At 39.7% G+C, this 14409-nt stretch carries 13 protein-coding genes and 1 pseudogene; 8 read left to right on the top strand and 6 right to left on the bottom strand.

Features of this window, described 5'->3' with window-relative positions; all coding sequences use genetic code 11:
* Positions 1–16: 16 nt before the first annotated feature.
* The 5 genes from V7124_RS04650 (at position 17) to V7124_RS04630 (ending at position 5902) form a co-directional block, all read left to right on the top strand.
* Positions 17–700, top strand: coding sequence for a response regulator transcription factor (locus V7124_RS04650; protein WP_335486605.1), 684 nt, complete (start codon positions 17–19; stop codon positions 698–700).
* Position 701: 1 nt separating this feature from the next.
* The gene (locus tag V7124_RS04645; RefSeq protein ID WP_335486602.1) at positions 702–1706 is read left to right on the top strand and encodes a sensor histidine kinase; all 1005 of its coding nucleotides are present in this window, start codon (positions 702–704) and stop codon (positions 1704–1706) included.
* 127 nt (positions 1707–1833) lie between these two features.
* On the top strand, positions 1834–2517 hold the full coding sequence (locus V7124_RS04640) for an ABC transporter ATP-binding protein (RefSeq protein ID WP_335486599.1): 684 nt from the start codon (positions 1834–1836) through the stop codon (positions 2515–2517).
* The gene (locus V7124_RS04635) at positions 2514–5093 is read left to right on the top strand and encodes an FtsX-like permease family protein (RefSeq protein WP_335486596.1); all 2580 of its coding nucleotides are present in this window, start codon (positions 2514–2516) and stop codon (positions 5091–5093) included. Before V7124_RS04640 ends, V7124_RS04635 begins: the two co-directional genes overlap by 4 nt.
* A 338-nt stretch (positions 5094–5431) precedes the next feature.
* Positions 5432–5902: a DUF4188 domain-containing protein gene (locus V7124_RS04630; RefSeq protein ID WP_335486594.1), complete on the top strand. Its 471-nt coding sequence runs from the start codon at positions 5432–5434 to the stop codon at positions 5900–5902.
* Between the two features lie 699 nt (positions 5903–6601).
* Here the strand turns inward: V7124_RS04630 and V7124_RS04625 are convergent.
* The 5 genes from V7124_RS04625 to V7124_RS04605 all read right to left on the bottom strand — a co-directional run bounded on the left by V7124_RS04625 (position 6602) and on the right by V7124_RS04605 (position 11481).
* Positions 6602–7303, bottom strand: a complete 702-nt coding sequence (locus tag V7124_RS04625; protein ID WP_335486591.1) for a hypothetical protein — start codon at positions 7301–7303, stop codon at positions 6602–6604.
* A gap of 538 nt (positions 7304–7841) precedes the next feature.
* Positions 7842–8654, bottom strand: coding sequence for an ABC transporter permease (locus V7124_RS04620; RefSeq protein ID WP_335486588.1), 813 nt, complete (start codon positions 8652–8654; stop codon positions 7842–7844).
* Positions 8651–9628: an ABC transporter ATP-binding protein gene (locus V7124_RS04615; protein WP_335486585.1), complete on the bottom strand. Its 978-nt coding sequence runs from the start codon at positions 9626–9628 to the stop codon at positions 8651–8653. Before V7124_RS04615 ends, V7124_RS04620 begins: the two co-directional genes overlap by 4 nt.
* A 15-nt stretch (positions 9629–9643) precedes the next feature.
* On the bottom strand, positions 9644–10453 hold the full coding sequence (locus V7124_RS04610; RefSeq protein WP_335486582.1) for an ABC transporter permease: 810 nt from the start codon (positions 10451–10453) through the stop codon (positions 9644–9646).
* Complete coding sequence (locus tag V7124_RS04605) at positions 10453–11481, bottom strand: ArsR/SmtB family transcription factor (RefSeq protein WP_335486579.1); 1029 nt, start codon at positions 11479–11481, stop codon at positions 10453–10455. The genes V7124_RS04610 and V7124_RS04605 overlap by 1 nt, the downstream gene beginning before the upstream one ends.
* Positions 11482–11890: 409 nt before the next feature.
* On the opposite strand from V7124_RS04605, the gene V7124_RS04600 reads away from it, so the two are divergent.
* The gene (locus V7124_RS04600) at positions 11891–12331 is read left to right on the top strand and encodes a YybH family protein (protein ID WP_335486576.1); all 441 of its coding nucleotides are present in this window, start codon (positions 11891–11893) and stop codon (positions 12329–12331) included.
* A 220-nt stretch (positions 12332–12551) separates the two neighbouring features.
* On the opposite strand, the gene V7124_RS04595 is transcribed toward V7124_RS04600, so the two are convergent.
* On the bottom strand, positions 12552–13412 hold the full coding sequence (locus V7124_RS04595; RefSeq protein WP_335486573.1) for an amidohydrolase family protein: 861 nt from the start codon (positions 13410–13412) through the stop codon (positions 12552–12554).
* A 242-nt stretch (positions 13413–13654) separates the two neighbouring features.
* On the opposite strand from V7124_RS04595, the gene V7124_RS04590 reads away from it, so the two are divergent.
* Positions 13655–13837: a hypothetical protein gene (locus V7124_RS04590; RefSeq protein WP_335486681.1), complete on the top strand. Its 183-nt coding sequence runs from the start codon at positions 13655–13657 to the stop codon at positions 13835–13837.
* An 86-nt stretch (positions 13838–13923) separates the two neighbouring features.
* Positions 13924–14409, top strand: a pseudogene (locus V7124_RS04585) (chromosome condensation regulator); the annotation flags it as partial.

Below are 14409 nucleotides of genomic sequence, written 5' to 3'. Positions count from 1 at the left end.
GTGAGGATGAACGCGAATGAAAATCTTAGTGGTGGAAGATGATCGAACGATTGCTTCTGGATTGGAGTATTCCTTGAAGCAGGAAAATTATGAAATTGTCCTTTGTCATACTGCAGCCTCAGCAATAGAGGTGTTGAATCATAGTATCGAAGAAATTGATTTATGCTTATTTGATTTGTCTTTACCGGATGGAAACGGGTATGACTTGTGTAAAACGGTGAAACATCGACGCGATATTCCGGTCATTTTTTTAACCGCATTTGACGATGAAGTGAATGTCGTGATGGGACTTGATATGGGGGCGGATGATTATATTACCAAGCCCTTTCGCATCCGTGAGCTGGTTTCAAGGATCAAAACGGTCCACCGCCGCTACAACCTCCAGTCCCAACCGAAAAACACGATTGATCTCGAAAATATTCAGATCAACACATTAGAAGGAAAAGTCTACAAAAATGGCCAAGAAATACTGTTAACCGCTTTAGAATACCGGCTATTCCTCCTATTCGCGACTCACATTGGACAAATTCTTACACGTGCACAGCTGCTGGATCGAATTTGGGATGTTGCTGGTGATTTCGTCAATGATAACACCTTGACCGTCTATATCAAACGCTTGCGGGAAAAGCTCGAGGATGACCCGCAAAAACCAACGATCGTAAAGACAGTTCGCGGCATGGGCTATAAGGTGGGTGATTAAGTTGCTTCGCAATCGAGAAGTTCAAATCCTCCTCGTCCTTCTACTTTCGATAACTGCTATTGGATTTATCGTAGCTGCCCTTTTCATATCAATGCCTGCGGCCGTATTGGTGCTGACAGTATCAATCGGACTGATTGGCAGCAGTTTGATTTTTACAAAATGGCGCTATCGTGAAATCCAAAAACTCTCAGTCTATTTAAAACAAATTAGCAGCGGCGACTTCCATTTGGATGTCCGCGATAATTCAGAAGGCGAGCTGAGTCTGTTAAAAAGTGATATTTTTAAAGTGACAAGAATGCTTTCTGAGCAAGGAGCACTTTTACACGAAGATAAAGCAAAACTGACCAATGCGATTTCCGACATCTCCCACCAGTTAAAAACACCCCTTACCTCGATGATTGTCATGGCTGATTTGTTACGTGACAAAGGATTGGAGGATGGAAAGCGGGCAGAATTTACTCGGAATCTTCAAGTTCAGCTCGAACGCATGGAATGGCTCGTTTCCTCCTTATTAAAGCTTTCGAAAATCGATGCTGGTACGGTTTTTTTCAAAAAGGAAAGGGTTTTGGTTGCTCCCCTCATCCAAGCTGCTGTCGATCCGTTGCTGATTCCCATGGATATAAAGATGCAATATATAAAAATCAATGGGGATGAGCAGGTCTCCTTTATCGGTGACTTTCATTGGACCGCAGAAGCACTTATCAATCTTATAAAAAATAGTGTAGAGCACACGTCCGAAGGCGGCGAGATCTCCATCCATTTTTCCGAGAATGCTTTATTCACAGAAATCACGATTACGGACAACGGGAAAGGCATCGCAAAGGAGGACCTTCCGTACATTTTCAGACGATTTTACAAAGGAAAAAATGCAGGTGATGATAGCGTTGGCATCGGGCTTGCAATGGCGTATAGCATCATCACAAGTCAACATGGCGATATCGAAGTGAACAGTCAACCCGGTGTTGGCACCCGATTTCAGATAAAGTTTTACAAGCAGGTCATTTAAATTGCCTGCTTGTTTTTATGGACAGACCTTCCTCCCCAAAGTGAATAAACTGTCACTTTCGAGTCACTTTAAAGTCATATTGACTCGATATACTAACCTCAGACAATGAAATAATGGAGGTTTTCTCATGAATATAGTAGAAATAAAGAATTTATCAAAGGTGTACGGCAAAGGTGAAACAGCCGTTACAGCCCTTGATAACGTGTCCTTTTCGGTGAAAAAAGGCGAGTTTGTTTGCATTATCGGGCCGTCTGGTTCGGGAAAGTCAACGCTGCTTCATCTACTGGGTGGAGTCGACCAACCGACAAGCGGAAAGGTCCTCATTGATCAAACCGATATTTATGACTTAAATGAAACACAGCTGGCGATTTTTAGACGCAGGCAAATCGGCTTAATTTATCAATTTTATAATTTGATTCCCATCTTAACGGTAGAAGAAAATATCACGTTGCCGATGCTTTTGGATGAGCAAAAGGTAGATCCGGGCCATTTTACCAAAGTGGTTGAGATTTTAGGTTTGGGAGATCGGCTTTCCCACCTGCCCAACCAGCTTTCAGGCGGCCAGCAGCAACGGGTCTCGATTGGACGAGCGTTAATCAGCAATCCTGCGATCATGCTGGCCGACGAGCCGACAGGGAATCTCGATAGTAAAAATAGTAAGGAAATTATGGAACTTCTCAAGATGTTTAACAAGACCTACAATCAGACACTGATTGTCATTACCCATGATGAGCGTATTGCCCTTCAGGCCGACCGGATTATTTCCATTGAAGATGGCAAGGTCGCCAAGGATGAGGTGCTTCGTCCATGAACATTGTCCAAAAAGTCACGTTAAGGCATTTAATAGAGAACAAACGAAGGTCCCTAGTAACGATGATCGGAGTCATCATCTCGGTAGCGATGATTACCGCGGTTACCACCCTTGGTTATTCCTTTTTAGACCTAATGGTTCGCCAGCATATCGCCAAACATGGAGAATGGCATGTTCTGTATAAAGATGTCAGTTTAGACCAAATCAACGCCATTGAACAGGACAACGATACGAAATCCATGATCCTTTCTAGCGATGGCTATGCTGCTTTAGAAGAATCAGAGAATGAAAATAAACCTTATTTATTTTTTCAAAATTATAATGCCGTTGGTATGAAACTATTCCCAATGGAAGTGATCGACGGAAGACTTCCTCAAACCGAAAATGAGATTGCGATTTCCGAAGCGATGATCAAAAATGGAAAGGTCGATTTCAAAATTGGCGATCAACTCACGGTGGACATTGGCGAGCGATGGAACCCAGCAACAGGAAAAGAGTTAACCCAGACGGACGGCCTACAACGTGATGAGGACGGTGTCTCCGAACAACTGCGAACCAGCGAAACCAAAACTGTCACCATAGTTGGGACGATTGAACGCCCTTCTTGGGAACCGACATGGTCACCTGGTTACACCGCGATTGGCTATATTGAGGAAACAACTGTAAGCAAAACCGATATCGTCGATTCTTTAGTGGTGGTAACAAAATTGGACCGTTCGCTCTTTACCCATGCAAAAAGTCTCGCTGCCGGACAAGGGATCGAGACCGTTCATTTTAATAGTGAATTGCTTCGTTACTATGGTGTGACGAATAATGATCAATTACACAAGACACTTTATTCCTTATTAGCTATCATTATGAGTGTTATCATCATTGGCTCCGTGGCTTTGATTTATAATGCCTTCTCGATTAGTGTATCCGAGCGGACCAGGCATTTAGGAATGCTTTCAAGCGTGGGTGCAACCAAAAGGCAAAAACGGAATTCTGTCTTTTTTGAAGGATCCGTGATTGGAGCAATCAGTATCCCGATTGGCATTCTCGCTGGTCTAGCGGGAATTGGAATCACCTTTGGGTTTATCAACACGATATTAGAAGAGGCCCTGGGCGTTTCCGAAAAACTTGCGTTAGTGGTCACATCATCATCGATTCTCATTGCCTGTGGAATTTCAATTTTGACGATTTTTATCTCTACCTATATCCCGGCACAAAGGGCATCAAAGGTTTCAGCGATCGATGCGATCCGCCAAGCCGGAGACATCAAGTTGACGGGTAAAACCGTGAAAACCTCAAAGCTCGTCCGGAAAATTTTTGGGCTTGAAGCTGAAATTGGGTTGAAGAATGTCAAAAGGAATAGGAAAAAGTACTTGGCCACCGTATTTTCGCTCGTGATTAGCATTGTCCTATTCTTATCGGTAACCTTTTTTACCGACAATTTGAAGAAATCACTTAAAATGTCGCAAAATGATCTAACGTTTGATATTCAAATCTATAGCAGCACCCAAATGGAAAAGAAAGACCTTACAGGCTACACAAAACTCGATTATGTCACCAAGTCTATTATCATCGAGGAAGCGAATTTGGAGGCGAAGATCGAGCAGGAAGAAGTACCCGCTCAACTGAAAAATCAACTACAAGCGGAAGATGGAAAATATCATTATTATGTGATGCTGCATGGGCTGGATCAGGTAAGCTTTGAGGCCTATGCCGAACAAGTCGGTGTCGATGCCAAGGAATTTATGAAACAAGACACCCCAAAAGCGATTGTCATTGATCAAATTACCTATGAGGACGGTGAAACGAGAAAGTTTGTTGAAACAAAGTCAATACATTCAGAGGTTGGGAAGAAGATCGACTTATTGACGGTGCCAACAGGGGATATCGAGAATCAACCATCGGAACTAGAAGTAGTTGGCAGCGTGGAAATTGGTGCACTGACTGACCAAGTGCCAATGGGTATCAATACCGTTGGAATTGGCGGTGTTAACCTGATTGTCCCACAAGCCACCATGGATTCCTTGTTAGTGAATACTGACATAGAGGTGACCCCTTATATGTACCTCAATAGTTCAGACCCAATGGCAACCCAAACGGCGATTGAAGAGAGTAAAGATTCGAACATTCATGTATTCAATGTCTACCAGCAGCGACAGCAGGAGGAACAGATGATTATGCTCATGTCAGTCTTTACCTATGGGTTCATTACGCTGATTTCCCTGATCTCGATCGCCAATATCTTTAATACTATTTCAACCAGCATCTCGCTCAGGAAACGGGAATTTGCGATGCTGCGATCAGTGGGCATGACCCCGAAAGGATTTAATAAAATGATCCAATACGAAAGTATTTTTTATGGAGTGAAGGCCCTTACCTATGGACTGCCCATCAGCGTCCTCGTCATGTTTGGCATTCACCGCTCCACTGGCTACACCTTTGAATACGGATTCCAGCTTCCCTGGATGAGCATTTTCTTCGTCATCGTCCTGATTTTCCTAATCGTCGGATCCGCCATGCTCTATTCGATTTCAAAAATAAAAAACAAAAACATCATCGAGAGTTTAAAACAGGAAAATATTTAAAGGGGACGCGGTTAGCTGGGCTAATCGCGTTTTCTTTTTGTTGATATTTATTTAAACCTTTAATGGGTTCTTCAATTACTTCTTCTCCAACCATAGGTATAGAGGACTGACATGTACCAGAATTTAGGTTGCGACTTTATAGAAAAAGTTAGATAATATATTTCATAGTGTTAAGTGGGGAAATATGACAGAAAGTAGTAGCAACAGTTGCCTTAAAGAAGAAGAGAATTCGTATGCCGTTTGATCAAGATGAGTGGCTAGATGGAGAAAGGATTATCCTGGAAGTAAAACGAATTTGATGATCAACATAGTTAAATTTGTGCTAGGGAGGAATAAAAATGGTTAAACAAATTTATACTGGTCGTTACACCACTGAGAATAATGAGGACATTGTAGTATTCATTATTGGTATGAGGGTGAACAAGCGATTAGCCTTGTATAAGTGGCTTCCCGTATTTAATGCAATGCCAGGGATGATAAAAGAACTGTATACGAACAAAGATGACCTAGGCTTTTTATCGATGGAAAGCTTTTTTGGTCTCAGAACGACTCTCATGATTCAATATTGGCGTTCAACCGATGATCTCCTTTCTTATGCAAGGAACGAGAAACACATGACTGCATGGAAAAATTTTAATCAAAAAATCGGCAACAATGATGCTGTGGGAATCTATCACGAAACGTATCAAGTGAAAAACGGAGATTATGAATCAATATATGGGAATATGCCGCTTTATGGTTTAGGAAAAGCGTTAAAACATATCCCAATCACAGAAAACCGAAATTCCGCCCGAAAAAGACTGAAGTGAAAGAGGACGATTACTCTAACAAACTCGCCAACCACAATTAAATGAGGCTAGCAAACAATAAATCAACAAAGTGAAATTTTTCTCGTTTGCTGAATATTGCTCCAGGTTTCGAGATTTTCTTTTTGACGTTTTTTATTTTTGAAACAAACAAATTAAAGAAAGGGGTCCCTTACACAAATGGCTAGAAACCCCTTCATATGTTGCATTTTAATCGTCCAAATAACCTGTTATCAATACATCATCTCCTCGACAATTTTCTTCCTGCCAAAGAGGAGCAAACGCAGCATTTACAGCACATAATGCAAATCTAATCAAACGATTAGTTAACTCCCATTCTACTAATCAAACGCTTGATTAAATGGAGGATAAACCCTTTTGTTATATAAGTTTCTGCTTGGTTTTAAGAGAGTTAATTGTCGAAAGAAAGTTATCGTTTTTTCAAATGGATCCTCAAACTAACAATAGAAACTAGGAAAATACACAACCAGACAAGCTTCTATTATTTCAAATACCACTTATACGTTTGATTAAAGATGCCTTAAACCCTTTTTATAAAAGAACTTTTACCTGTTTTCTAGAAAAAATCCTGTCGATAAAAAAATTTCCTTTGCAAAGGTACTCGGGGTTACAAATGTATAGATAGGAACCTTACAAACAAAAAAGAGAGGTTTCTAAGTAGCTAGAATTCCTCTCCTTTTATTACCATGAAACGACAATCCACTCATCATGCTTTTCAATTGAAAAATCATCACCAAATTCTTGCGGACCTGCCAATTGAACGCTTTCTCCCGTTTGAGCAACATGTTTGATACCTTCTATTATTTTTTCAGTAGACTCGCCTTTATCTACCATCAAATCACAAAGAACATCTTTATGGTTTGACGTGGCACCAGCAACCCCAGAACTCATATCAACAAGTATCTCTTCATCCTTCACAATGGCAAAAACATCAGAATACGGAATAGCATAAAGTGTTGCCCCATATTTTTCTGCAACGGTTATCCAATCCTGAAATTTTTCTTCATGCATCATATTAATATATTCTGAATCACCGATCATAATAGAATCCTCGGCAGGTATCTCTTCCTTTTCATCAACCAGTGGTTCTGAAGGTTCCTGTGATAGTATTGGAATTTCATCTTCCTTTTCTTCTTCTGTCTCGGTAGAAATGAAAAGAGGACTTTGCATTTCTACATTGCCATTATTTTCACTGTTAACAAATTTCATTTCTTGATTGCTCTCAATCATTTCTTTTTCAGTCTTGCTTTCGGTATGTTCCAAGGTGATAGTTTGTGGAGATAATTCATTGGTAGTATCTACCTTCCTCTGAGAAACATCTTCAGAAGAACATGCAGCCATTAAAAGTAGAAAAGTTATCAGAATTAAACCATGCTTCATCATTTTTTTACTACCTCCCAAAATGATCTCTACTCTATAATAATCGTTTTACAATTGGAAATGTTGCCTATTTTCTAAAAATGGTTCGATAGTAGCTATTTTTAAATTCCAACCAGTCCAATACGACCACATCTTAAATACTAGAGATACTAAGTAAAAAACTAGTTTCTCTTACTCTTGTTAATTACCCTAATCTACATGGGATAAACTATTTTTTGCTGATTTTCTACTCTTTTTCAAATAGGACTGGCACCTCATCTGATTCCAGCTAGCCTAATTCTTCGGGCTTAACGGTAACCAAGGCATTGTTACTTCCGTTAAATTTCGGACATTTATAAAAACCAGTAGACTTTAAGAAAAGAGCCTTTCTTAAAAAGAAATTTAAAACAACCGCAAGCCTCATACATCAATGCAGAGGCTTGCGGTTGTTTATTGGATGAATTCTTAGATAAAGATGATTGATAGTGGGTAGAATTCATTATAGGTGATAATATGGTTTGGTGAGAAATTATTACAGAATCAGTTCCATACACTATCCTTTTTAAAAAAGCACCATATTTCCGGTTTCCTTTGCATGGGTTTCTGCTTTTTTTAATAGGAAAATAGAAACGATGGTCAAAAAGGCTAGGACTCCAAAAAGGACAATAAATGGTTCTGCCAACTCAACCAATCCTTTACCGTTAAGCACTAAATCACGAAAAATTTCAAGGACATAGGTTAATGGGAAGATCAGCGCAATCATTTTCCCCCATACGGGAAAGGCTAAAACCGGTATCCTTACACCAGAGAAAAATTGCATCGGTTCTTCAAAGATGGTAAATAAAATCCCTGCATCACGCGAGAATAGAAAGACAATATTTAGAAACCCACCCCAGACAATCGCCGATACGCTCAGTATTAATAATCCTAATGGCACATTCCACCAATGAATATCTCCGGCATTCCCTGTAACCACTAAAACGATTAGAGTGAATCCCGTAAAAAGCCATACAGCTTCCAGAAGATTACCTGCAGCTCGTGAAAACATCACAACGATACGTGAAACGGGAGTCAAGAAAATCAATTCAAGTGTTCCGGCTTGTCGTTCATAGGACATTCCCCAAGCCGATTGAACAAGGCTCCAAAAAAAGATATATCCTAAATAGCCCGTTAAAAGAAACATCGGAATTTGGTCAACATCCATGTAAGCAAAAAGCGGACTTGAATCGGATAAGTTAAATGGTTTAAAAGAATAGTAGGCTGTTACAAATAATAGGGCCGGCCAGATCAGTAATGAAAAGTAAATAAGCTTATTATGAAAGTTATGCTGATGACTTTTTACTGTCTCCGCTACCAAAATCGATAGGAGCCTCATGCCAATTTCCCCTTTGCTAATGTAAGAATCGCATCCTCTAGCCGAGGACGTTTCAGTTCAAGCTTTTGAATGGCGATTGATTCCTTCATGCATACATTAATGATTAATGCTGTCGGATCAAATGGCGCAATAATGTGCATCTCCGTAGAATCCCCTAGTTCAGAGAATTCAATGGAACAGCCAGAAAGACCTTGTTTGATTCGATTTTGCTGGAAAGTAGACAAAGCGCTGCTTTCAATTTTTATATGGTAATTCTTTACGACTGAGGCCGTAATATTTTCAGGAGTATCATGCAAAATGAGTGAACCTTTTTCGATGATATAGACTCTATCACAAAGTTCTTCTACCTCTTCAAGATAATGACTGGTTAGCAGGATTCCTTTTCCCTGCTCTTTTGCTAACCTTTTAACCATTTCCCGAAGTTGTTTCGCAACTGGAGCATCAAGTCCAAGCGTCGGTTCATCCAAAAATAAGTACTTCGGGTCATTTATGAGTCCTCGGGCTATTTGCAGTCTTTGCTTCATTCCTTTTGAATACAATTCAACTGGGGTATGGGAGGCTTCCGTCAACCCAACTTCCTCCAATAAATCGTGAATTCGCTCCTCCAACTCACCTCCTGATAACCCATAAAGTTTACCAAAGTAGCGGAGGTTCTGTGTTCCGGTCAACCGCCAGTACAACATTCTCTCGCCGCCAGCAATCATGTTAACCAACCTTTTCACCTTTATGGCATCCTTAACCGCATCGAGTCCATCAATCGTGATTTTTCCCGAAGATGGATTTAACAGGGTGGATAGCATTTTAATGGTAGTTGTTTTACCAGCACCGTTTAAGCCTAGTAATCCAACGATCTCTCCTTCACCAATCGTTAAATTAAGTCCCTTTACAGCACTGACTTTCTGCTTTTCAGAGCGGAAAAAGTTTATCTTTTTCTTCACGGTATAGACTTTTCCGAGATTCATAGCTTCTATCATAACCATCAACACTCCTTATCCAAAATGCTTTTCTAACACGTACTTTTCCATTCTTTTTATAAAAAAAGTGCCAATGGGGAAATAGATAATTCCTAGAATGATCATTTTCCATAGGTAAGGGAGAATATCGGAAAGGGATTTTCCTTCAATCCAAACCATCCTTAGCGCATCCACTCCATGGGTCAGAGGCATAATACTTCCAATCCACCTTACTGCCTCAGGAAGAAATTGGGCCGGAAATGTGATGCTGCAAACTAATCCCATCAAAACAAACAGTGTGTTTTGTGTAATATACGTATCTCTGAAATAGAGCATAAATGATCCGAGCACGAGTGCCTGACTAAAGGTAGCAACAATTAAAATAAACAAAACGACAACGACGCTAAGCCAATTAATATTTTGTAAATGAAGTCCAAAAAAATAACCAGTAACCGTAATCACCGTGAATTCAACCCCTACACGGGTTAATCCTTGCGCCACATAACCAAGAAAATATCCTTTTCTAGACGTTGGGGTCAGAAGCAGGGCCTCAAGAGTACCCTCTCTTAATTCCGTGATAATCGCTCTACTTGCAATCATTAAGAGAGATACTGAAAAGGAATAGAGTAATCCCCCTAATATGACATATGATAGATAATCATCCGTGCCTGCATAGATAGAAAAACGTCCTGATAAGTCTCCTTTGAAAACGTAATAATAAGTTAAATAGGCAAAAATGATGATGTAAAAACCACTTAATATATGGCCTAAAAAGAATGACCAAGGAAATGCCCGCTTCATCACGAGATAATTACGCTGAAACGTAGCAGAAAAGGGCAGCCACATTATGTTTCCTCCTTTTGGCCAATAAAAGGCTGATCAAAAAATTGGTTCAGGTCGACCTTTAATTGGTCCAATTTATTTTTATTTGTTTTATAAAAAACATAATAACCATGCCGTTCTCCCTTAATAAGACCTGCTTTCTCTAAAATCTTTAAGTGCTTAGAAATCGTAGCTTTTGCCAAACCAGTTAAATCAGTTAATTGCTGTGTGCAATAAGCATGGTGATAGAGCAATTTAAGAATCTGAAGGCGTGACCGATCACTTAAAGCAGAAAGAATCGTGAGCAAATCCTCTGGAACAGGCGCCTCTACAGTTTCGTCTGGAAGAGGTACCTGTAAATAAACAATGATTTCAGGAACCTCCATACCAACAAGCAGATGAGGTGCGATAAAACTAGACGGATAAATCGTTAACCTAGTAATCTCTTCATATTGAAAGATCCATGTATCAGCTTTATAGAACTTTATCGTCCTCGCATCCAGCTTGAAACGAGGATGAACCGAATTCATGGCGTTCAAGGGATTTTGTTCAAATTGATCTTTTATTTCGTGTACAGCTTTTATTAACCAGGGTTCAACCCGGAACAATTCTCTAGCGAAATATTCTTGGTGATAACGATAAAGAAAGTCACACAGCAATTCACGGTAGTATCCTAGCTTTGAACGAACTTCCCTTTCAGTTGCAGTCCATTCATCAGAAGACAAGGTAGCCCGAGTTCCTAATAATAAGTAGAGAAACTTCTTTTCGGTTAATCGTTTCATTCGTTCGATAGCTTCTTCCACATGTCTTTCCTCATACTGCAAAACATCCACTAAATCAAGAAAATTTAACCATCCATTGCTTAACTCACCAAAGAGACAGCACGTCTCCCATAAAGAAGGTGACATATTCCTTTTTATTTTCTCTGCCCATTCTAGCCTCGTCAGGTGATGGGAGGGATTATCCAAAACATGTAAACTGGTCATGAGTTCCCGAAAAGGGGAGTAAATAAAGCGTACATGCTTGGATAGCCATTGATTTACAGTTTCCATTCTAATCTTCCTTTTATTTAATTCGCTAAACGGCGAATCAAATTTATAATTTTGCAAAATTATTCAATATTTTATATAGCCGCACTGGAAATGTCAACCATTATTTTAGGGGGTCAGTCCCCCACTCAGCTAAAGTTTAACGCGGGAATGGAATGTAGCGAAATTGAGTGCCTAGATGTGTATCATAGAACTCAAGCCGTGATAATTCATGATAGTACCATTATGTGGGGAAGATACCCAGAACTAAAAGAGAATATGATCCGTGAAAAAGGGGTTAATGTGGAGAGAGATGAGGTTGAATCCCAAAAAAAGGAAATAATGAAGTAAAAGTCCTCGTTCACGGGAGCATTGTTTATTAAGATAGTAACGTACCTACATTTTTCTGAATTTAGTAAAGGGGATGGACTTAATGACGGAGGCTTTTTTCAAAGTTCAAGACGTTCTTGAAAATTACAAAACAGCAGTTTACGAAAAAAATGTTGAAAAGTTCTTGTCTATGTATGCTCCCGATATGCATATTTATGATTGCTGGGGGAACTGGGAGATCAAGGATTTTTCTTCATGGAAGGAAAATGTGATCCAGTGGTTTAATGGATTGAGTGAGGATGGTGTATTACTAAAAGTTGATTTTACTGACGTAGTAGTGGAAGAGAATTCAGATCTTGCATTGATTCATTGCGCTGTAACATTTGCTGCTCACCAAGATCAATCCGGCGAGAATCTTCGTCAAATGACAAATCGGTTCACATATGGTTTAAAAAAAGTGAATGAATCTTGGGCCATAACTCATGAACATTCATCATTGCCTATAAATATGGAAACTGGTAAAGGGATTTTTAACTTGAAGTAAAAAATAAACTATTTTGATTGGTGACCAAATAAAACTATTGGGCTACTGGTATGGAAGGGTTTACGCATTAAGTAAGGCACTGAATGTGCCTTTTTTTTGTGCTATAGAGTCGGTTCGATGGTTCAATTAAACGTCTTTATGGTCTCCCCAACAGCAAAAACAGCAAATCCAACCAAACAGAGAATGTACGATTCAATCGTTTTTCACCTGTTTTATTGAATTACTCAATCAATCCCAAAAAGTTTTTTCCAAGGATATACTCTTTTTCGGTATCAGGAATTCGCAGTGAATCAATCCAATCTTTCTTTGACGAATAGTCATATTCATTAAATTGTTTCATTCCATATGGACCGTCGCAGCCAAAAAGAACTTTTCGATATCCTAAAGTTTCCACTGCATTTTTTACAATAGATGCATTTAGATAATCGCTTGAGGTATCAACAAATACATTGGGTTGATCATTAACATAATTCCATAGTTTTTTCCAAAAGGGAAGCCCGGCGTGAGCATAAATTAATTTAAGTTTAGGGTAATTTTCAGGTAAATATTTATACGATTCTGATTCTGAAGAGAGATGAATAATCATTGGTATGCCTTTTGATTCACACATGGCCGCGACTGGATCAAGTGCCTTAATACTATACTCATGCATGAATGGATGAGCCTTCACCCCAATAAAACCAGGTTTAGTAAGATATGAATCTACTTCTTCCATTGATTGAGGAATCAACGGGTTTACTGCTGCCCAGCCTAGAAACCTGTCTGGAAATCTATCAATTGCAGCAGCCACAATATCATTCCTCGGCTTGGAAAAAATCCTGTATGAATTGCCATAAAGTTTGAAATAACCATCCTTCACGAGACCATCATAAATTACGAGTCCCATTGGTGGTGCATGTAGTATTAGAAAACGGAAAAACCGTTGTAAATGATGTTGGAAAGTGTTATCTAATTCAAACATTGTTTCGTTCATAGGAGCAATAAGCGCTGTTTTCGTTACACCATTTTCATCCATACCCTCTATCATTTTTTCTAGAGTCAACATTGTTTCATCTACATGAAAATGGCAATCAACAATCATTTGAACACTCCCTTTTTTATTACACTACCCAGCCACCAATGAATCAATCGGTGCCTGTCACCAATGATATTTTTATGTGCTGTTTTTCAAATTTATGTGCCGAATTACGTTTTACGTGCCAAATCTTCGTTTTATGTGCCAAATCCATTTTTCTTAATCAATGAGCCGCAGTTTAGTTGAATAGGGTAGTGGATTTTTTATGGTAAAATGGGATTGTTTAGGGGGAGATGTTCTTGAGTGCAGTGAAAGAGTTCACATCAAGTTTTTTGCTAATAATCAGTTGGTTTATATTTGCAATAAGTGCGTATCTTCTTTTTTGGGCAATTATTATGCCTCTCCTTGCAATAATTCCTTTTCTTATTTCTTTAGTTATCGGTTTATTATTTTTCTACTGTTCAAGAAAACTGGATGTTAGGAAAAATTAGTTATTCACATACTGGTTCTCTGCTTCATGAATCTCCCATCGCAAAAGCGTTGTGCACTTTTAGTTGTTGTTTTAAGGAGGTAAAACATGGATTACATTTCACCTAAAGAAGCAGTGTTAAAGGTGAAACAGTGGCCTAAAGACACCATAGCGGCGGGTCGCCGTCATACCGTTGGGCTTAAATCAGACGGAACAGTGACAGCTGTGGGTGATAATAAATATGGACAATGTGATGTAGGCGGCTGGCACGATATTGTGGCCGTCGCGGCCGGTAATGTTCATATGGCAACGAACACGGGCAATGCACATACAATCGGGCTTAAATCGGACAGGACTGTTGCGGCTGTGGGTTGGAATAAGCATGATCAATGCAATGTAAACGACTGGCGCGATATTGTAGCGGTTTCGGCGGGTTGGCGTCATACCGTTGGGCTTAAATCGGATGGTTCGGTGGTAGCTGTTGGCCGGAATAATCAGGGTGAAAGCAATGTAAGCAGATGGCACGATATTGTGGCGGTCGCGGCGGGTGACTGGCATACCATCGGTCTTACATTGGACGGAACCGTGAAGGCT

This window comes from Neobacillus niacini (assembly GCF_036961885.1).
Lineage (GTDB): Bacteria > Bacillota > Bacilli > Bacillales > Cytobacillaceae > Neobacillus > Neobacillus niacini_H.
This window is presented reverse-complemented; position numbering and strand designations above follow the sequence as displayed.

Coding starts and splice junctions, on each gene's coding strand:
- V7124_RS04635 (WP_335486596.1), top strand. CDS start 2,514: ATGAACATTGTCCAAAAAGTCACGTTAAGGCATTTAATAGAGAACAAA.
- V7124_RS04600 (WP_335486576.1), top strand. CDS start 11,891: ATGACGGAGGCTTTTTTCAAAGTTCAAGACGTTCTTGAAAATTACAAA.
- V7124_RS04625 (WP_335486591.1), bottom strand. CDS start 7,303: ATGATGAAGCATGGTTTAATTCTGATAACTTTTCTACTTTTAATGGCT.
- V7124_RS04605 (WP_335486579.1), bottom strand. CDS start 11,481: ATGGAAACTGTAAATCAATGGCTATCCAAGCATGTACGCTTTATTTAC.
- V7124_RS04630 (WP_335486594.1), top strand. CDS start 5,432: ATGGTTAAACAAATTTATACTGGTCGTTACACCACTGAGAATAATGAG.
- V7124_RS04640 (WP_335486599.1), top strand. CDS start 1,834: ATGAATATAGTAGAAATAAAGAATTTATCAAAGGTGTACGGCAAAGGT.
- V7124_RS04650 (WP_335486605.1), top strand. CDS start 17: ATGAAAATCTTAGTGGTGGAAGATGATCGAACGATTGCTTCTGGATTG.
- V7124_RS04615 (WP_335486585.1), bottom strand. CDS start 9,628: ATGATAGAAGCTATGAATCTCGGAAAAGTCTATACCGTGAAGAAAAAG.
- V7124_RS04610 (WP_335486582.1), bottom strand. CDS start 10,453: ATGTGGCTGCCCTTTTCTGCTACGTTTCAGCGTAATTATCTCGTGATG.
- V7124_RS04620 (WP_335486588.1), bottom strand. CDS start 8,654: ATGAGGCTCCTATCGATTTTGGTAGCGGAGACAGTAAAAAGTCATCAG.
- V7124_RS04595 (WP_335486573.1), bottom strand. CDS start 13,412: ATGATTGTTGATTGCCATTTTCATGTAGATGAAACAATGTTGACTCTA.